Below are 17,152 nucleotides of genomic sequence, written 5' to 3' on the forward strand. Positions count from 1 at the left end.
GCGCTAACTCCGGCTCGCGCGCCCGTGGATGGCGATGGTTGGCGGCGTACCGTCGGCGCCGTCGATCCACCGCGCGTCGATGTTATAAACATCGCGCAGGATCTGCGGCGCCAGTGCTTCTCGGGGCGGACCGTCCGCAACGATGCGACCGCCGTTGATGATGACCACGCGGTCGGCGATTCTCGCCGCCAGCGTGAGATCGTGAATGGTCAACACCACGCCGCCGCCTTGATCGGCCGCCGCGCGCAACAACTCCGCTGCTTCGAACTGATGTGACGGATCGAGACCGGTGAACGGCTCGTCCGCCAGAATCCAGTCCGACTCTCCGGCCAGCACCCGAGCCAGCAGCACGCGAGCGCGCTCACCACCCGATAGCGTGGTAACGGTGCGATCCGACCATTGCGTGACTTCGGTTTTAGCCATGGCCCGTGCGACAGCAGCGCGATCTTCTTCGTCGCTGCTGAGGCCATGAAACGGAATGCGGCCGAGCCCAACCAACGTTTGCACGTCGACCGCCCAGGCGATCTCGGGGGTCTGGGGCAGGAAGGCGATGTGACGCGCACGTTGCATGGCTGCCATGGAATAGAGCGATGTTCCATCCAGTTCGACCGCGCCGCGCTCCGGCCGAAGCAGGCCGACGATGCACGACAACAGCGTGGACTTGCCGGCCCCGTTCGGGCCGAGCACCGCGGTGATGGCGCCTGACTGCAATTGCAGATCGATGGCATCCAACACGACGCGGCTGCCCCGTCGAAACTGTAGTCCGCTGATCTTCAGAGTGCTAGGGCGCGTCATGTGAGCTTGCGTCGCATGGAGTGCAGCAGCACGAAGAAGAAGGGCGCGCCGATCAGTGACATCACTACACCGAGCTCGAGCTCAGACCCGCCGGGAAGCAGCCGCACGACAATATCGCCTGCGAGTACCAGAGCCGCGCCACCGATGGCGCTGGGAACCAGCAATGCACCCGGACGCGAGCCGACCAGCGGACGCATCAGATGCGGCACGATCAATCCGACGAAGCCGATCACCCCGGTCACCGCCGTGCTGCCACCGACGATCAGCCCGATGCCGAACGCCAGTTGCCACTGCGCACGATTCAAATCGATGCCGAGCGAGCGCGCGCCCGATTCGCCGAGCGTCAGCGCGTCCAGTGCGCGACGACAGCCGAGCACGGCGATGCAGCCGACGACGATCAATGGCGCGGCGATGGTCAGCTCATCGAAACTTCGATCGGTGAGTCCGCCCAGCATCCAGCGCACGATTTCCTGGGACGCCCACGGGCTGGGCGACAACGACAACGCCAGCGAGATGCCGGCAATGGCGAGCGCGCTGAGGATGATGCCGGAGAGCACCAGCGTCAGTACGCTGGCCGCCATGCCGGACAAAATGAACAACGCGGCCATCGCGGTCATGCCGCCGATGACGCCGCAAATCGGCAGCACCCAGGGATGCAGGCCGGCGATGTTGAAGAAGATGCTCAGCACCGCGCCGAGCGCCGCCATCGCCGATACTCCCAAGGTGCCAGGCTCGGCGAGCGCGTTTCGCAAATAACCTTGCATCGCTGCGCCCGCAAGACCCAGCGAGGCGCCGACCAGCACGCCGAGAATGGCGCGAGGCAGGCGCAACTCGAGCAGAATCACGCGGCTGATGGTGTCCTGTGCCTGCCACACATCCCAACTCAGGGTCACGCGGCCGACGGCGATCGACAGCAGCCAGAGGACGACGACCAGCGCCGACAGCGCGGGAATGGCCCATCGACGTGAGATCACAAGGTGCTCCTGTTTCGTCGTGCGGCGAGCGCTGCTTCACGGGCCTGCACGAGCGCCGCGACCGCGGGAACCATCGTCGGCCCGGCGCAGTACAACAGGCGCGCTGGAAATACAGCGCGAGTCATTTGAGACTCCAGTGCTCGCAAAGCCCGATGACGCACGATCTTTTCTTCCTGCATCGGTGCACCGGGCGACGTTTCGCCGACCAGTAACACATCCGGCGGCGATGACAACAATACTTCCAACGGCAGCGGACGATACTGCTCGACGCCATAACGCGCGGCGATGTTTCTGAGTCCGGTGAGCTCCATCAACTCTCCGGCCACCGTATCCGCGCCGGCAGACAGACCTCCCGGCTGATAAACCGCAGCAGTCAACGGCGGCTCATTCGGCGGCAGGCGGGCAGCGTCCAGCGCGGCCTGAATGCGCGCGATCATCGCTTCACCCTCAGGCTCCGCGCCGAGCAGACGGGCGACGGTTCTGATCTGCGCGAAGCTCTCTTCGACGGTATCCGGAACACCGAACAGCTCGAAATGGATGCCCACTCGCTTCAGCGCATTCCGAGTGGCGATGGCTGAATGACGGCTCGTGAGCACGAGATCCGGCCGAAGCGCGACCACTTCCTCGGCGGTTTCATAAGTGATCGGCAGATGTCGTGCGGCTTCCGAAATCGTCGATCGCTGTGGATCGCGCGCGTAATGACTCAACGCCACGATTCGATCGTGCGAGACCAGCTCCACGAGGATGCTGTCGACGCACATGTTCAGCGAGACGATACGCATCGGATGATGCGGCGGCTCCTCGGCCTGCGCGGCGGGCGCGAGGCAGAGCGCGGCGAGCAGCGGTGCGAGCCAGCGTTTCAAAATTCCACTCCGCGCTGGGGTTTGAAGCCGGCGTCGTATGGATGTTTGATCAGCGTCATCTCGGTGACCAGATCGGCAATCTCCATCAGCTCCGGCTTCGCGTCGCGGCCGGTGATACAGATGTGCTTGTCGCGCGGCCGGTTCTTCAGAAAGCCGACCACCTCGTCGATGCTGACGTAGTCGTTGCGAATGGCGATGTTCAACTCGTCGAGCAGCACGAAATCGTAGTCGGGATCGAGGATCAGCTCACAGCTGCGCTGCCAGGCTTTCTGGGCGGCGGCGATGTCGCGCTGCCGGTCCTGCACGTCCCAGGTGAAGCCTTCGCCCATCACCTCGAAGCTCAGCAGGTCGGGGAAGCGGCGGAAGAAATGATGCTCGCCGGTCTGCCACTTGCCCTTGATGAACTGCACGATGCCGACGCGCATGTCCCAGCCGAGCGCGCGGGCCACCATGCCGAAGGCGCTGGAGGATTTGCCCTTGCCGGGGCCGGTGAGAATGAGCAGCAGGCCGCCGCGCTCTTTCTTGGTGGCGCGTTCGGCGCGACGCTCGGCCTGGCGCAGCTTCATCTCTTCGGCGTGCTGGCGGTCTTTCTCGGCTTCGGACTGTCCGTCGGTCGTCGTGGTCATGGTTGCATCTTCAGCGCGTTGGCCACGCGCCGCCAGTCGTTTGCAGCAAGCGGCAGGCCGAAACGCAGCAGGGTGCTGTCGTAGTCGAACGGCCGGGCGAGAATGCCTCGGGAGGCGAGTTGGGTGAATCTGGCGCGGGCATCCGGCGCACGGGCCAGTCGATAAAGCGAGGTGCCGCCGACGATCGTCATGCCGCCACTGACCAGCAACTTGTCGAGTCGCTGCGCGGCGCGATGCAGGCGCAGGCGTGTCCTCGCGGCCCAGGCTTCGTCCGCATAAGCGGCCAGGCCGGCGCATAGAGCATCGGCAGAGACGGGCCAGTCGCCCAGCAAGTGACGTAGCCGAGTGGCGATACTGGTCGAGGCGATGACGAATCCGAGTCGTATGCCGGCCAGTCCATAAAACTTTCCAAACGAACGCAGCACCATCATTCGCGGTGCGCGACTGGTGCCGGCGAGTCCGGCGACGCTGAGTTGTGGTTCCAGATCGGCGAAGGCCTCGTCGACGATCAACAGGCCGTTGTTTGCGTGCAAGGTACCGTGCAGCGACAACAGTCGCTCACGGCTCATCACCCGCCCATCCGGGTTGTTGGGAGTGACGACCGTCATCGCGGTTTTCGCGGCGGCACGCGTCGTCAACTCCGCGTCGGCGACGACGTTTGTTCCGATGCCTGCGCGCGTCCACGCATCGGCATGTGAACCGTATGTTGGTCCGGCGATCACTGCGGACGCCACATTCAATAGATACGGCAGCAGCCTCAGCACGTTCTCTGTTCCGCCGGTCGCGACCACTCTCGCCGGATCATCGACGCCGAACGCCGCCGCGGCTGTAGCCTCGAGCTTTGCCAGATCGGTGGGTTCGGGCAGCCGATTGCGCTCGCGAGCCGAAGCTCGCGGCGCGGGATATGACGAAGGATTGATGCCCGTGGACAAATCGATCCACGGCTGTGTCACATCCGGAAACAGCGCGCGTGCGACACAGAGCCGGCCGCCGTGATGAGCAAAGCGACCGGCGGCGATGTCAGCGCCACCTTTCATTAGAAGCTCTGTCGGAGGCCCGCGTAGAAGGTGCGGCCGAGCGTGCCGTAGTTCCTCGCGGTCTGATATTCCTCGTCGAAAGCATTCTCGATGCGGCCATACACTTCCATCGAATCGCTGACCGCATACGACGCACGGAAGTCGCACAGCGTGTAGCTGTCGAGCACGAAAGTATTGGCGATGGTGTCGAAGGCGCGGCTGGCGTGCTGAACGGCGACCGTGGTGGTCAAACCCACCGGCCATTCGTAGCTCAGCTGCGCATTGGCGGTTTCATCCGGCCGGCGCGGCAGAGTGCGACCGAAAGTCGTCGCGCCCCGCGCGGTGTTCTCCGCATCCATGTTCGTGTAGTTCGCCGTCAACGTCAGCTGTTCGGTCAGGCGCGCCGCCACGGCCAGCTCCACGCCATGCGCGTTGGTCTTCTGGAAGTTGTCGTAATAACCGAAGCGTCCCTGGCAGAGCGGCGAGGTATCGCCGAAGTCGCAGGACACGAAGTCGATCATGTTCTTGGTGTCGCGATCGAAATAAGTCGCGGAGACCACCAGCTTCTTGTCGAAGAAATGTTGCTCGACACCGGCGTCCCAGCTCTCGGCCTCTTCGGCGTTGAGGTCGAGATTGCCGTACTCGCTGTACAGCTGATACAGCGTCGGCGCTTTGAAACCTTCGCCGAAGCTGGCGCGCAGGATGGTGGACGGCGTGACCGACCATGCGGCCGACGCGCGCGTCGTCGTGTGGCTGCCGAACGTGTCGTGATCGTCATAGCGAACGCCGGCGCTCAACGACAACGTGTCGATTGGGGTCACGTTGACTTGCGCGTAGGCGCTGTCGATCTGCACTTCGCCGGTCAGCGGGACGGGATTCGGATCGAACGTCGACGGCGAAGCCGTGCTCAGCTCGGAGCGTTCCGACTCCAGGCCGACGATGGTGCTCACGCGGTCCGTGATCCGCAGCGTGCCCTGATATTCCCAGCGCTTGTTGCTGCCTTCGGCATCGAACGTCTTGGGCACCGTCGATGACGGGTCGGTGTCCTGGCGATCCGTATCCGTGTAAGCGAAGCCGATGCGATTCTGCAGGCGGCCGTCGAACGCACCGAGGGTTACGCCGGTGTACGTCGTCAATTCTTCAGTGACTCCGTAGTCCGGAGTGTCGCGCAGCGGGAAGCCGTCGAATTCCGAACGGCCGTCACTCCAGGTCGAGCGCACTTCAGCGGTGATATTGTCCGTGATGTGCAGGATGCCGCGAGCGTTGAAGCCGACGTTGCGATAGCTGTCCGGTTCGGTGCCGAGCGCATAGGCGGAGATGCCGTCGCTGGTCACATAGTTGCCGCCGACACGCCAGGCGAAACAGTCGCCGCCGGCCTGCACGTTGCCGCGGACGATCGCTGTGTCATGAGTGCCGCCCTCGACGGAGTACATCGCGGACAGCGGGCCTTCAGGCACCGGCGTCACGATGTTGATGACGCCGCCGATGGCCTGGCTGCCCCACAGCGTGGACTGTGGACCCCGCAACACTTCGATCTGTGCGAAGTCGGTGGTGATCAGATCGGCGAAGTTGAATTCGCCGCTGGCCGATGAGGGATCGTTGAGCTTGACGCCATCGATGAGCACGACGGTCTGATGGCTTTCAGCGCCGCGGATGCGCACGGTCGTGGTGCCGCCCAAACCACCGTTGCGAGCGACGGCAATGCCCGGCGTTACCGCGAGCAGATCGGACACCGCGGTCTTCTGACTCCGGCGCTGCTCTTTGGCGGTGATCACGGTGACTGAATCGCCGACCTGCGATGTTTCCTGCGAAATTCGATTGGCGCTGACGATCACATCCTCGACGCCATCGCTGGCGTCGGCGGCCAGCGCGGACAACGCCGGATGTAACAACAGCGCCGCGGACGCGGCGAGAAGACGAGAAGACGGACGGCAGACGGATTGGGTGTGCACAGAAGGCTCCGCGGAGAGTTACAAACCGCACGGGCTGCAACTTCAAAACGCGTCGCGACCCATGCACCGGTCGCCTCTACAGGGAAAACTCCCGTTCTCTCGGCGGCACCCCGGCCGATCGATGGACGACGGCGGCAAGCAGGTCTCCTGGCTGATGGCTGAAGTCCTCGCGTCACCTTCCCGGCGTAGCCCATCCCAAGGGGGCGGACGCCAGTGGTCTTTGACGCGCGGCGAACCACTTACAGTTGCGGGGGCAGCCCGGGTTTCACACCCGAGTTCCCTTTGAATCCCCTTGCGGGGAACTTGTCGCGCGGCGCGAGGATGAAGTTTGGGCGAGCCTTCGTCAAGTGTCGGACGAATTCTTGCGTCGGGCGCGCAGCTGGTGGTCCAGCGACCAGGCACCCGGGCCGTACACCGTCAGCACCAGCAGGATATAACCCCACAGATAATGCTGGCCGATGGCGGCCGCGAACCCTTCCTGGAACAGCACGTGCGCATAGGAGACGACCGCCAGCACGTTGACGGCCTGCAGGCCGAGTGCGCTGATCCGGCCAAATAGACCGAGTATGAGTAGCATCGGAAACAGCAGCTCGCCGGCGGTCCCGGCGATGGCGGCCAGGTGCGGGGACAGCACCGGCACGTGATATTCGTACTCGAACAGCGCGACCGTCTGGTCCCAGTCCGACAGCTTGAGATAGCCGCTCTTGAGAAATACCCAGCTCACATAGACCCGCGAGGCGAGTGCGAAGGGGGCCTGCAGGTGGTCGAGCAGGCGGGCGAGTGCGCTCTTCGGGTCCATCAAGGCGTCGCTAAGCATGGGCAGCTCCCGATTCTTGGTTGTCAGCCACAGGACCGGTCGCAGCCGGCGCTTATTACTCCGTTTGCATGTAATGCGATGGCGCCGGCCCCGGTCTAGTGGGCAAGATGCTGTTCGCGGCATCGATGACGATCCGTTTCAACGCTCGAGAAATCAGATTCAGGAGAGAAGCATGAGCACACAGAAAGCCACTCGCGCCGCTTTGGCTGCCGCCGCGGCACTGCTGTTCACCAGTGTCGCCACCACCGCGAACGCGGCGGACGAAGCCAAGGTGAAATGCGAAGGCGTCAATTCGTGCAAAGGCACGTCCGCTTGCAGCACCGCGACCAATGCCTGCCAGGGCCAGAACAAGTGCAAAGGCCACGGCTATTTGCTGCTGAGCAAGGCCGACTGCGATGCGGCCAAGGCCAAGATGAAGAAGTGATTGCGATGGCCGGCGGCCTTGCGCTGCCGGCATTCCGCGATTCTTTGTCACAGCGGCGCGCAGGCGCCGCTGTGCATTTGTGGGCTCAGTATTCCAGCGCGCTCAGCAGCGTCTTCGCCACTGCATCCACCGGCACGTTCTGTCCCAGCACGACGATCACGCCGCGCGGTGCCGGAATGATTTCACCCTGAAACCCTTTCTCATCGATATGTTCGCGCCCCTGCGTCGGCGCGTCCGTGACGACCAGCGCCGTCACCGGCCCTTGTTCGGTTTGCACGACCAGGTGCGGCACTCGTTGACCCCGGAACGGGCAGCTCCGCGCGTACGACACTCGTGCCGCACCGGGCTTCAGTTTCAGCCTGTTGGCGGCCAGTACTTTTTCCAGTGCCTGCTGATCGACCGTTTCCGAAGTACGCACCAGCGAGAATTGCTCATGTTGGACGTGAGCGATGGCTTCCGCGGCGAAGCTCTGTCTCGGCGTCAGCAACCACAACGACATTGCACCGATGAACACAGCGACGAGCACGCTCGCAGCCATGCGCCACACACGTGACTGTTGAGGAGCGCGCTTTTCAGCCGGCGCGTCGACGGCCAGTGCGCGATAGATCAAGCGATCCATCGCCTGCATTTGCTGGCGGTAGCTGGCGCATTCCGGACAGGTTTCGATGTGCTTCAGGACGTCGGGGTTGGTCGAGTCGGGCTCGGCGCCGAGGATCGTGCGCAGTTCTTCGCAGTTCATGGCCGCGAGCCCTCCGCACCCAGCAACTGCTGGCGCAAGACCTGTCGCGCACGAAATAGACGTGTCAGTACCGCCGCGACACTGATTTCCAGGTGCTGGGCGATTTCCTCGGTGGAATAGCCCAACAACACCTGGAGTACCAGCGGCTCACGGTGAATCACGTCCAGTTTCAGAATCGCGCGTCGCATCTCCTCGACTTCATGCTGATCGTTGACAGCCAGCGACTCGGGCTCGGCCTCGTTGGCGAGGTCCAGATCCACCATCGGCAGCCTCTTGCGCTCGAACACTCGTGCCAGCTCCCGTCGCGCAATGGTGAGCAGCCACGGGCGCGCGGCCTGCTCGTCTCCCAATGAGTCGAGAGAGCGCCAGGCGCGCAACAGCGTCTCCTGCACCACGTCCTCCGCCAAAGCCCGGTCTCGGCAAAGCCAGTACACGAACCGAAACACGTCGGCCCGGAATGGCATGCACAGCGCCTCGAAGCGCCCGCGTTCACGAGCACTATTAGCGTTCATTGGGAGTAGACCGGGGCAGGCGCGGGTTTATTGCAGAGCGCTTCAGGCCGGCACCAGGCGTGCGTGTTCGCCCCACTTCAGGGTCCAGGACCAGCGCTCCTCGGCGGGCAGCCTGAGAATCAAACATCGCAGTACGCGCAACGAGCCGCCGTGCGCGACGATGGCGCAGCGGGAGACTGACGGCGACAACGCCGTGCGATACCAGCTGTCGACTCGGGTCCATAGGGCTTGTTCTGTTTCTCCGCCGGGCGGCGCCAGATTCCAGGTGTCCGCCGCCCATGGGTCGCTATGTTCTCGCGGAATCCGGGCCCACGGCAATTGCTCCCATTGACCGAAGTGCAGTTCCTGCAACTCGGGCGCCAGTGTCACGGCACAGTCGTCTCTTTGTGCCAACGCCTGCGCCAGGCGGGCACAGCGCTGCGCCGGGCTCGAATAGATCCTATCGAACTTGGGTAAGGGCGTCAGCGCGGCTTGAATGTCCCGCTCCGCAGTGTCCGCGAGCGGCACATCGGTCTGGCCGTAACACACGCCGGCAGCCACCGCCGGCGCGGTGTGACGAATCAGATAGAGTTCCACGACGCGAGTACGGCCAGATAGAAGGCGATCTCGGTGAGCTGTTGCGTGGCGCCCAGCGTGTCGCCGGTGAAACCGCCGAGCCGTTGCATGAACCAGCGTGCCAGCACATACAGGACGATCAGCGAGCAAACTACGCCGGCGAGCGCGTGCAGCCCACACCAGTACATCGGTGCAGCGCCGATGACGATTGCAAACAAAAGCTCGCCATGACTCATGGGCTGCGCGACGACTTTGGCGCGTGACTGGTCTGGATTGCCAACGTAATTGCTGGCAAACAGCAGCGTCACGGCGCAAGCGCGAGAGAATGCGTGGCCGGCGATCAACACAGCAATCGCAATCGTCACGGGCAGCGCGCTCAATGCGGCGATCTTGATGAGTAACACGAGCACGAGCGCGGCCGTGCCGAACGTGCCGAGTCGTGAGTCCTTCATGATTTCGAGCGCGCGCTCGCGGGTCGCGCCACCGCCCAATCCGTCGAACGTATCCGCGAGACCGTCTTCGTGGAACGCACCTGTCATGAGCACGGTGAAGGCCGTGCTGATGATGACCGGCAACGGCCCGGGCAGCACCAGGCTGGTCAGCCACAACACCAGCGCGCCGACCGCTCCAATCAGCACGCCAACTGCTGGGAAGTAACGCGCCGTGCCGCTCAAGTGCTCGGCGGAGTGACCAACCCACGCGGGCATGGGCACGCGCGTGAAGTACTGAACCGCCATGAGCAGCATTCGCAGCTCGGCGATCAAGCGAGACGGGCGCGCGGTTTGAGCTTCGGTGCTCATGTGGCCTTGTCGTCCACTCCGGCCGATTCGAAGCTGGCCATTTCCGTCAGCAATCGAGCAGCGGCGTCGATGATGGGCCACGCCATCGCGGCGCCCGTGCCTTCACCGAGGCGCATGCCCAGATCGAGCAGCGGCTTCACATCGAGATGGGCCAGCAACTTGCGATGGGCATGTTCCGCCGAGCAATGACTGAAGATGCAGCGAGCGCGAACGCGAGGGTCGACTTCGATGGCAAGCAGCGCCGCGACGGTCACCGCGAAGCCGTCGATCACGGCAATACATTTCGCATCGGCAGTGGCGAGCAAGGCGCCGGTGATCATCGCCAGCTCGAATCCGCCGTACTCCGCGATCGTTTCGGCGGGCGTGAGTTTTTCCGGACGGCGCGCGGATGCTGCCGCCAACCGGTCGCGCTTGCGAGCCAGTCCGATATCGTCGAGCCCCGTGCCGCGACCGACACAGTCTTCCAACGACCAGCCGGTCCGACGATGCAGCAGCATCGATGCGCTGGCCGTGTTGCCGATCCCCATCTCGCCAAACAGCAGTGCGTTGGAGCCTTCGCTCAACGCTGCCTGCGCCAGCGCGCGCCCCGTATCGAGCGCTTGCGTGCATTGAGCTTGGGTCATCGCCGGCTCGACGCGAAAGTTTCGAGTGCTCCGGGCAACAGCGCGGGCGAGGAGCCCGGAATGTTCGCCGATGTCACTGGCCACCCCCGCATCGACGACGCGCAACGCGATGTCGTGCTGACGTGCGAGCACATTGATGGCCGCGCCGCCTTGCAGATAGTTGAGCAGCATCTGAGCGGTGACGGCTTGTGGGTAGGCGCTGACGCCATCGGTGGCGATGCCATGGTCGCCGGCGAATACAAACATTTGCGGCGCGCGGAATGCCGGGGTGTCGGTGTCGAGCGCCAGGCCGATACGAACGGCCAACGTTTCCAACGCGCCCAGCGAGCCCTGGGGCTTGGTGCGAGTATCGAGGCGGCGTTGCAAGGTGGCGTTGGTTATCATGGCGGCATCTGAACGGTGAGTGCGGGCAATGGTCGAGAATGACGGATCGGGTGAGCGGGCTTCGGTCGGGCGGCGCCTGATCATTGGCGGGGCGCGTTCGGGGAAGACCGCTCATGCCATCGCGCTGGCGAAATCGCTGTCGGCGGCGCGCGGCATGAATGTCACCTATGTTGCCACGGCGCAGGCGCTCGATCAGGAGATGCAGCATCGCATCTCGTTACATCGGGCGGAGCGGCCGGCAACGTGGCGCACCTTAGAAGCACCGACCGGTCTTGCGCAAGCGTTGGCCGGGCAGGAGGCCTCGAGCATCGTGGTCGTGGACTGCATGACCCTGTGGCTGTCGAACGCATTGCTCCAGGATTTTCGCGAAGATGCGCCGACCGCGCCGTTGCCGGCCTGGCAAGCCGAGCGCGATAAATTCCTGCAATGGCTGTCATTAGCGCGCGTTGAGGTGTTGTTGATCTCGAATGAGGTCGGCATGGGCATCGTGCCGCTCGCGCCGGTGGCGCGGCGTTTTCAGGATGAACAAGGACGTTTGAACCAGATGCTGGCGGCGGCGTGCGATCAAGTGACGCTGGTGGTCGCCGGAATTGCCGTGCCCATCAAGCGCTTCCGGGCCGGTTGATTGACGACGTGAGCCTTTTCGCGCAAGGTGCGCGCGAACGACGAGTCATGGGAACCGGGTGCAATGCCCGGGCTGCCCCCGCAACTGTAAGCGGTGCCGCCATCGACGCTCCCGACTGTGAGGAGCAACCACTGGGTGAATGCCTGGGAAGGTGATGCGCAGGCAGGGAACCTGTTCCTAGCCGCAAGCCAGGAGACCAGCTCGTCGCGGTCGTCTTCGTGCAGCCGGGGTGTGCTGAACGAGCGGGAATTCCTGCAGCGGCGACAGGTTCACGGAGCGGTGCCTGAAGGCCATCGCATCGTGTGGTGTGTCAGCTTGTGCAGGTCCCGTCGTGCGATCGCCGCCTCATTCCCTCGTCCGTTGGTTTCACGGACTGTGTTTCCTGATGCTTGCCTGTTTCGCCGCCGAATTGTCCGCGGCGACGTTGGTTGCGGTCGTTTCCGAGCGCAACTCCGGCGATCTCGCGCAGGCCGCGCGTGATTTCAACCAGCGCCTGCCCGATCATCGACTGATATTTCGCACGACTGCGCAGGTCGACGCGCTCAGCGATGCGCAGTTGCAGGAGCTGATCGGCGGGGCCGATGCACTGTTGCTGGCGACGGTGTTCAAGGAAACCGCTCAGCGCATTCAAGCGCAGCTCGCCACGACGCGCGCGAAAGAAATCATCGCGGTCGCCGGCGATCCTGGACTCGGGCGGCAAAGCCGATGGCGCGCCAAACATTTGTTTATCGATGAAGATCCGCGCTACGCGGAGCTCTCGTCATTGACCGCCGAGAAAGATGCCGGAGCGAGCGCTGTTGCTGCTGCAGTTCAGCGCTATCCCCGACTGGCGTCTTGGATTCAAGCGCGCGCTTATTGGCAGAACCGGGGCGAGTCCAACTTGATTTCGCTGTTGGCGTTGTTGCTCTCCGAGCAGGACCAGGCGGCCGCGGCGGCGATCAAGCCGGTTGAAGACGCGTTGCCCATGCAATTTCACTATCGCGATGAGTGGTCGACGGCTGAAACGTTGCGCATCTCCGGTGATCGACCGGTCGTCGCCGTGCTCGAAGATCAGCACGCCGATGTCACGTTGAGTGAATCGATCTGTCGTTCGCTGGCGGCGCGCGAGCTGGACTGCCTCACCGTGCTCGCGGGCTGGGGCAGGCCGAGCAGCGATGCGCTCGGCGTCATTGGCAGCAAGGTCGGCGCTCGCTTGGGCGCGATCGTGTCCGTGCAGGACTTCATCATCGGCGGCAGCAGTGATCGTGCCGGGGCCACTCGTCGACTCGAGCAGCTCGATGTGCCTGTGCTCAAGGCACTCCGACTGCACGATGTGACGGCTGAAGGCTGGCGCATGTCCGAGCAGGGCCTGGCTTGGGACAGTGTTTACTACCGCGTGGCCATGCCGGAGCTGCAGGGAATCAGTCAGCCGATCGTCATCGCTGCCGCAGCCGCTGCTCAGTTGGATTCATTGACTGGCATCGCGGTGACGCGGACTGCGGCCATTCCGTCGCAAGTGGAACAGATGACGGCGCGGATCGAGCGCTGGACGCGTTTACAGAAAACCAGGAACGCCGACAAGCGCGTCGCCATCGTTTACTACAACCATCCGCCGGGTCGTCACAACATCGGTGCCGACAATCTCGACGTGCCCGCTTCGTTGCTGGAAATCCTGCGAGCGTTGCAGCGCGACGGCTACGACACCGGGCCGTTGCCAGCGACGTCGGCGGAACTGCTGGAGAGGCTGCAACAGGACGGCGTGAATCTTCCGGAGCAAGGCGATGTGCTGCGCTCGATGGCGACCCGTGTCACCAACGTCAGCACGGAACAGTACGGGAAATGGTTTGCAACGTTGCCTCAGCCGTTGCAGAAGGAAATGACCGGCGGCCCGCTGGCGTTCTTGCTAGCGAATGTTCAGGCAGCACAGGCTGCGCGCTTGCCTCAGCACGCGCGCGGTCAGATCACTCGAACGCTGCATGAGATCGAGCATCTGCTCGAAGGCGCTCAGCATCCGGCGCGTGATCGCGCGCTGGATCTGGTCAAGCAGTTGCAGGTTGCTTACGAGACGCAGCTCACCAAAGGCGGCAACGAAGCGACCATCGACAAGCTGACTCGCGCGATTGCAGCGACGGGTGTCGAAGGCTTGCGCGGCTGGGGAGAGGTCCCTGGCAACGTGATGGTGAACAAAGGCAAGCTGGTGCTGCCGGGCTTGCGCTTCGGGAATATCTTCGTGGGTCCGCAGCCGCCGCGCGGCTGGGAGTTGAACGAAGAGCTGCTTCACGCCAACACCAGCATTCCACCCACGCATCAGTATCTGGCGTTCTATTTCTGGTTGCGCCACGAGTTCCACGCCGATGCCATCGTGCATCTGGGGCGTCATTCGACGTATGAGTTCCTGCCGCGCAAAGGGGTCGGGCAGGACGAGCTCGATTATCCGGCGCTGATTGCCGGCGACATTCCGGGCATCTATCCCTACATCGTCGATGGCGTCGGCGAGGGGCTGCAGGCCAAGCGGCGCGGTCTTGCGGTGATGGTCGACCATTTGATTCCGCCGCTGACCGCGACGCCGCTCTATGACGATCTGTTGCGTCTCCGGCAGCTCGTGGAGAGTTACGAGTCGTCCAACAACCCGGCACTTCGCAAGCAGGCAGCGTCATCGATGCGCGCGCTCATCGATGAGTTGCATTTGAAAGACGCGCTGACCGCGAGCATGGATGCCGAGCTGAAGGTGCGTGGCATTTCGTTCGAGCAGACCGACGACGAGCTGCTGGTGCATGAGATCGGCCACTATCTCACTCACCTGCAGGAAGATTTCATGCCGCTGGGTCTGCATGTGTTCGGCAAGCCCTGGCAGAGGCAAGCGCTGGACACGATGCTGGTGTCCATGAAAGCGAAACCGGGCGACCGAGTGCTGCGTCAGAACCTCCAGAGCTCGCCGGAAAACGAAATGCGCGCGCTGCTGCACGGTCTCTCCGGTCGATTCATTCCCGCCGGGCCGGGCAACGATCCGATTCGCAATGCCGAGGCGCTGCCGACAGGACGCAACTTTCACGGTCTCGACAACAGTCTGATTCCGTCGCGACTCGGATATTCGCTGGGCGCGAAGCTCGCAACCGAAGCGCGCGCCAAAGTCAAAGAGGATGGCAAGGAAGCGGTCATCCTGTGGGCGTCGGATTCGGTGCGAGACGAAGGCGCGATGGTGGGCTTCGGTTTGTCACTGCTGGGCATCGCCCCGGAATGGAATAGCCGTGGCATCGTGGCCGGCCTGCAACGGCAGCCGCTGAACGACGTCGGCCAACGTGCCGACACCGTGTTCGTCGCGTCGGGCCTGTTCCGCGATTTGTTCGGTCAGCAGATCGTGTGGTTGGATAAGGCGGTGTTGCTGGCGCTGGATGGCAGCCGCCGTACCATCGAACGCAGTCGTCCCGATCTCGCGCCGGCACTGCGTGCCGCGCTGGAACCGTTAGGACCGATGGCGAACGCGGGCGACGAGCCGCTGACACGAAACCATGTCGCACGCCATTGGGTGAATGAAACATCCGCGCTGATCAAGCAAGGCTTGAGTCGTGCCGACGCGGGTAAGCAAGCGAGCCTGCGTGTGTTCGGCACTTCGCCCGGAGACTATAGCGCCGGCATCAACCGCGCGGTGGAGCGCTCCGGGAGCTGGCACGATCGTAAGGAGCTGGCGAAGATCTATATCGATCGCATCGGTCACGCGTACTCCGCCGATGGCACGAGTCAGGCGCAACAGGAACTGTTGAAAAGCAATCTGCGCGAGGTGCGTAACACCTATTTGGGCCGCTCCAGCAATCTGTACGGCCTGATGGATAACAACGACGCGTTCGACTATCTCGGCGGCCTGAGTCTGGCCGTGGAAACGTTGAGCGGTCGCGTGCCGGCCAGTCATGTCGCCGATCATTCCAATCCGTCGCTGCCGACGATGCAGCCGTTGCCGACCGCGTTGCTGACGGAGTTGCGCGGGCGTTATCTGAATCCGGCGTGGATCAAACCGTTGATGCAGCATGGCTATGCCGGCGCGCGCACCATGGGCAGCGAATTCATGGAGTACTTGTGGGGCTGGCAGGTCACGAACCCGGACGTGATCAAGAGCTGGGCCTGGGACGAGGTCAAACAGGTGTACGTGGACGATTCACATCACCTGGGCCTGGACCAGTTTCTGGAGCAAGGCTCCAACGTGCACGTGAAGACCAACATGATGGCCATCCTGCTGGTCGCGGCCGAGAAACAATTCTGGCAGACCGACGAAGCTACGTTGCAGCAGCTCAGTCAGAAGTGGGTCGATCTGTTGCTCGAACATGGCCTGCCCGGCAGCGGTCACACGCAGCCCGATCATCCGGTGTTCCAATATGTGCAGCCGTATCTGCGTGCCGATCAGATCGAGCCGCTCAAACAATTGCTCGAACGCGCGCGTGTGGATGCGAAGGCTGCTTCATCGCCGACGACGATGACGGAGTTGCAAGCAGCGCAGGAAAGCCAGACCAGGCAGCAGACGGCTGACGCTCAGGGTGCGGGCGGTCGATCGCCACGGGCTTTGGTGGTCATCGTGCTCGGTATCGCGGTATTGCTGTCCGCTGGATATGTCCGCGGACGTTACATTCCCAAGGAACGTTCCGTATGAACTCATTGATCGTGCAATGGACCCACTCGCTGGTGCCGTTGCTGCTGACGCCGGTCGTGATCGGATTGTTTGCTTGTGTCGCGCTCGCGTGCGTCGATATCGGCGTGTTGTTCGGCGAGCGGGGCTTGCTGCGCCGGCGTGAACGGCCGACCGATGTCGGCGCGGTCGAGCGTCGGGCGCATCGCCGGATCGAGCGGGCGGACATCCTCACCCGCACCTCTCCCATGCTCGGCTTGATGGCTACTCTGATCTCCCTCGGGCCCGGTCTGACCGCGCTCAGCAACGGCAATTTGAACCTGCTGGCCGAGGCGATGCTCACGGCCTTCGATGCCACGGTGCTCGGGCTGGCGGCCGGGGTGGTCGGCTTCATCATTGGCCGGCTGCGGCGCCGGTGGTACGACGAAGCCCTCGGGCGGTGGGAGGCGCAGTCGTGAGGCGGCGCTGGAGTAGTGCGCGATTTGACGAAACCCCCGAGGATCCGCAGGCGTCGCTGGTCAACCTCGTGGACATCATGCTGGTCTTCATTTGCGGGCTGATCGTGGCGCTGGTGTCGGCTCAACCGGTGTTCAGCAGCCGCTCCGGCAGCGCCGAGGGAGGCAAGCAAGTCGTTGAGCCGGGACGCGAACTTGCCGAGCTGCCGGAGGGATTGAAGGGCCAGGCGGCCGGCGCCGGCATGCAGCCGGTGGGCCAGGTCTACCGGGATCCCGAGACCGGCAAACTGATCCTGGTCGGGGAGTAGTCGCCGGGCGTACCCCCGCGGCTTGCCAAGCTCCAGGCCGGCGCTGCATTCTCGCATTGCCCACCAGTGCCGCTCTCCGCGGCTGGAAAG

The 17,152-nt window shown here is 63.6% G+C and carries 17 protein-coding genes and 2 riboswitches; of the genes, 5 read left to right on the top strand and 12 right to left on the bottom strand.

Going from position 1 to position 17,152, the window contains the following annotated elements:
• Positions 1 to 3: 3 nt before the first annotated feature.
• From EKO19_RS12155 to EKO19_RS12185, 7 genes are all read right to left on the bottom strand, one after another.
• The gene (locus EKO19_RS12155) at positions 4 to 795 is read right to left on the bottom strand and encodes an ABC transporter ATP-binding protein (protein WP_129776676.1); all 792 of its coding nucleotides are present in this window, start codon (positions 793 to 795) and stop codon (positions 4 to 6) included.
• Complete coding sequence (locus EKO19_RS12160) at positions 792 to 1,769, bottom strand: FecCD family ABC transporter permease (RefSeq protein ID WP_129776677.1); 978 nt, start codon at positions 1,767 to 1,769, stop codon at positions 792 to 794. The genes EKO19_RS12155 and EKO19_RS12160 overlap by 4 nt, the downstream gene beginning before the upstream one ends.
• The gene (locus EKO19_RS12165) at positions 1,766 to 2,632 is read right to left on the bottom strand and encodes an ABC transporter substrate-binding protein (RefSeq protein WP_217705280.1); all 867 of its coding nucleotides are present in this window, start codon (positions 2,630 to 2,632) and stop codon (positions 1,766 to 1,768) included. The genes EKO19_RS12160 and EKO19_RS12165 overlap by 4 nt, the downstream gene beginning before the upstream one ends.
• Positions 2,629 to 3,258: a cob(I)yrinic acid a,c-diamide adenosyltransferase gene (gene cobO, locus EKO19_RS12170; RefSeq protein WP_129776678.1), complete on the bottom strand. Its 630-nt coding sequence runs from the start codon at positions 3,256 to 3,258 to the stop codon at positions 2,629 to 2,631. Before cobO ends, EKO19_RS12165 begins: the two co-directional genes overlap by 4 nt.
• Positions 3,255 to 4,295, bottom strand: a complete 1,041-nt coding sequence (gene cobD, locus EKO19_RS12175; protein WP_129776679.1) for a threonine-phosphate decarboxylase CobD — start codon at positions 4,293 to 4,295, stop codon at positions 3,255 to 3,257. The genes cobO and cobD overlap by 4 nt, the downstream gene beginning before the upstream one ends.
• Positions 4,295 to 6,226 (bottom strand): TonB-dependent receptor plug domain-containing protein, encoded by a 1,932-nt coding sequence (locus EKO19_RS12180; protein ID WP_129776680.1) that lies wholly within the window; start codon positions 6,224 to 6,226, stop codon positions 4,295 to 4,297. The genes cobD and EKO19_RS12180 overlap by 1 nt, the downstream gene beginning before the upstream one ends.
• Before the next feature lie 120 nt (positions 6,227 to 6,346).
• A riboswitch (cobalamin riboswitch) is annotated at positions 6,347 to 6,548 on the bottom strand.
• A 21-nt stretch (positions 6,549 to 6,569) separates the two neighbouring features.
• Positions 6,570 to 7,043 carry a DoxX family protein gene (locus EKO19_RS12185; protein WP_129776681.1) on the bottom strand — a complete coding sequence of 158 codons (474 nt, stop codon included), beginning with the start codon at positions 7,041 to 7,043 and terminating at the stop codon, positions 6,570 to 6,572.
• Positions 7,044 to 7,215: 172 nt separating this feature from the next.
• Between EKO19_RS12185 and bufA2 the strand changes: the two genes are divergently transcribed.
• Positions 7,216 to 7,467 carry a BufA2 family periplasmic bufferin-type metallophore gene (gene bufA2, locus EKO19_RS12190; protein WP_129776682.1) on the top strand — a complete coding sequence of 84 codons (252 nt, stop codon included), beginning with the start codon at positions 7,216 to 7,218 and terminating at the stop codon, positions 7,465 to 7,467.
• A gap of 85 nt (positions 7,468 to 7,552) precedes the next feature.
• Here bufA2 and EKO19_RS12195 read toward each other — a convergent pair whose 3' ends face one another.
• The 5 genes from EKO19_RS12195 to cobT form a co-directional block, all read right to left on the bottom strand.
• Positions 7,553 to 8,206 carry a DUF3379 family protein gene (locus EKO19_RS12195; RefSeq protein WP_129776683.1) on the bottom strand — a complete coding sequence of 218 codons (654 nt, stop codon included), beginning with the start codon at positions 8,204 to 8,206 and terminating at the stop codon, positions 7,553 to 7,555.
• Entirely contained in the window at positions 8,203 to 8,670 is a 468-nt protein-coding gene (locus EKO19_RS12200) for a sigma-70 family RNA polymerase sigma factor (RefSeq protein ID WP_217705281.1), read from the bottom strand. Before EKO19_RS12200 ends, EKO19_RS12195 begins: the two co-directional genes overlap by 4 nt.
• A gap of 90 nt (positions 8,671 to 8,760) precedes the next feature.
• Complete coding sequence (cobC, locus tag EKO19_RS12205) at positions 8,761 to 9,294, bottom strand: alpha-ribazole phosphatase (protein ID WP_157995230.1); 534 nt, start codon at positions 9,292 to 9,294, stop codon at positions 8,761 to 8,763.
• Positions 9,279 to 10,073 (bottom strand): adenosylcobinamide-GDP ribazoletransferase, encoded by a 795-nt coding sequence (locus tag EKO19_RS12210; RefSeq protein ID WP_217705282.1) that lies wholly within the window; start codon positions 10,071 to 10,073, stop codon positions 9,279 to 9,281. The genes cobC and EKO19_RS12210 overlap by 16 nt, the downstream gene beginning before the upstream one ends.
• The gene (cobT, locus tag EKO19_RS12215; protein ID WP_129776686.1) at positions 10,070 to 11,080 is read right to left on the bottom strand and encodes a nicotinate-nucleotide--dimethylbenzimidazole phosphoribosyltransferase; all 1,011 of its coding nucleotides are present in this window, start codon (positions 11,078 to 11,080) and stop codon (positions 10,070 to 10,072) included. Before cobT ends, EKO19_RS12210 begins: the two co-directional genes overlap by 4 nt.
• Positions 11,081 to 11,108: 28 nt before the next feature.
• Here cobT and cobU point away from each other — a divergent pair, with 28 nt between their 5' ends.
• The 4 genes from cobU (at position 11,109) to EKO19_RS12235 (ending at position 17,062) form a co-directional block, all read left to right on the top strand.
• Positions 11,109 to 11,705, top strand: a complete 597-nt coding sequence (cobU, locus tag EKO19_RS12220; RefSeq protein WP_129776687.1) for a bifunctional adenosylcobinamide kinase/adenosylcobinamide-phosphate guanylyltransferase — start codon at positions 11,109 to 11,111, stop codon at positions 11,703 to 11,705.
• Between the two features lie 8 nt (positions 11,706 to 11,713).
• Positions 11,714 to 11,924: riboswitch (cobalamin riboswitch) on the top strand.
• 166 nt (positions 11,925 to 12,090) lie between these two features.
• Positions 12,091 to 16,323: a cobaltochelatase subunit CobN gene (locus EKO19_RS12225; RefSeq protein ID WP_129776688.1), complete on the top strand. Its 4,233-nt coding sequence runs from the start codon at positions 12,091 to 12,093 to the stop codon at positions 16,321 to 16,323.
• Positions 16,320 to 16,757, top strand: coding sequence for a MotA/TolQ/ExbB proton channel family protein (locus EKO19_RS12230; RefSeq protein ID WP_129776689.1), 438 nt, complete (start codon positions 16,320 to 16,322; stop codon positions 16,755 to 16,757). Before EKO19_RS12225 ends, EKO19_RS12230 begins: the two co-directional genes overlap by 4 nt.
• On the top strand, positions 16,754 to 17,062 hold the full coding sequence (locus EKO19_RS12235) for a DUF2149 domain-containing protein (protein WP_217705283.1): 309 nt from the start codon (positions 16,754 to 16,756) through the stop codon (positions 17,060 to 17,062). Before EKO19_RS12230 ends, EKO19_RS12235 begins: the two co-directional genes overlap by 4 nt.
• Positions 17,063 to 17,152: the final 90 nt, after the last annotated feature.

Origin of the sequence: Peristeroidobacter soli, assembly GCF_004138485.1 — a bacterium.
In the GTDB taxonomy this organism is placed as follows: Bacteria; Pseudomonadota; Gammaproteobacteria; order Steroidobacterales; family Steroidobacteraceae; genus Steroidobacter; species Steroidobacter soli.

Bases quoted from the DNA above. Each gene is read 5' to 3' on its own strand.
- bufA2 (WP_129776682.1), top strand. From the start codon at position 7,216: ATGAGCACACAGAAAGCCACTCGCGCCGCTTTGGCTGCCGCCGCGGCA.
- EKO19_RS12230 (WP_129776689.1), top strand. From the start codon at position 16,320: ATGAACTCATTGATCGTGCAATGGACCCACTCGCTGGTGCCGTTGCTG.
- cobD (WP_129776679.1), bottom strand. From the start codon at position 4,295: ATGAAAGGTGGCGCTGACATCGCCGCCGGTCGCTTTGCTCATCACGGC.
- EKO19_RS12195 (WP_129776683.1), bottom strand. From the start codon at position 8,206: ATGAACTGCGAAGAACTGCGCACGATCCTCGGCGCCGAGCCCGACTCG.
- EKO19_RS12155 (WP_129776676.1), bottom strand. From the start codon at position 795: ATGACGCGCCCTAGCACTCTGAAGATCAGCGGACTACAGTTTCGACGG.
- cobO (WP_129776678.1), bottom strand. From the start codon at position 3,258: ATGACCACGACGACCGACGGACAGTCCGAAGCCGAGAAAGACCGCCAG.
- EKO19_RS12225 (WP_129776688.1), top strand. From the start codon at position 12,091: ATGCTTGCCTGTTTCGCCGCCGAATTGTCCGCGGCGACGTTGGTTGCG.
- cobT (WP_129776686.1), bottom strand. From the start codon at position 11,080: ATGATAACCAACGCCACCTTGCAACGCCGCCTCGATACTCGCACCAAG.
- EKO19_RS12210 (WP_217705282.1), bottom strand. From the start codon at position 10,073: ATGAGCACCGAAGCTCAAACCGCGCGCCCGTCTCGCTTGATCGCCGAG.
- EKO19_RS12200 (WP_217705281.1), bottom strand. From the start codon at position 8,670: ATGCCATTCCGGGCCGACGTGTTTCGGTTCGTGTACTGGCTTTGCCGA.
- cobU (WP_129776687.1), top strand. From the start codon at position 11,109: ATGGTCGAGAATGACGGATCGGGTGAGCGGGCTTCGGTCGGGCGGCGC.
- EKO19_RS12185 (WP_129776681.1), bottom strand. From the start codon at position 7,043: ATGCTTAGCGACGCCTTGATGGACCCGAAGAGCGCACTCGCCCGCCTG.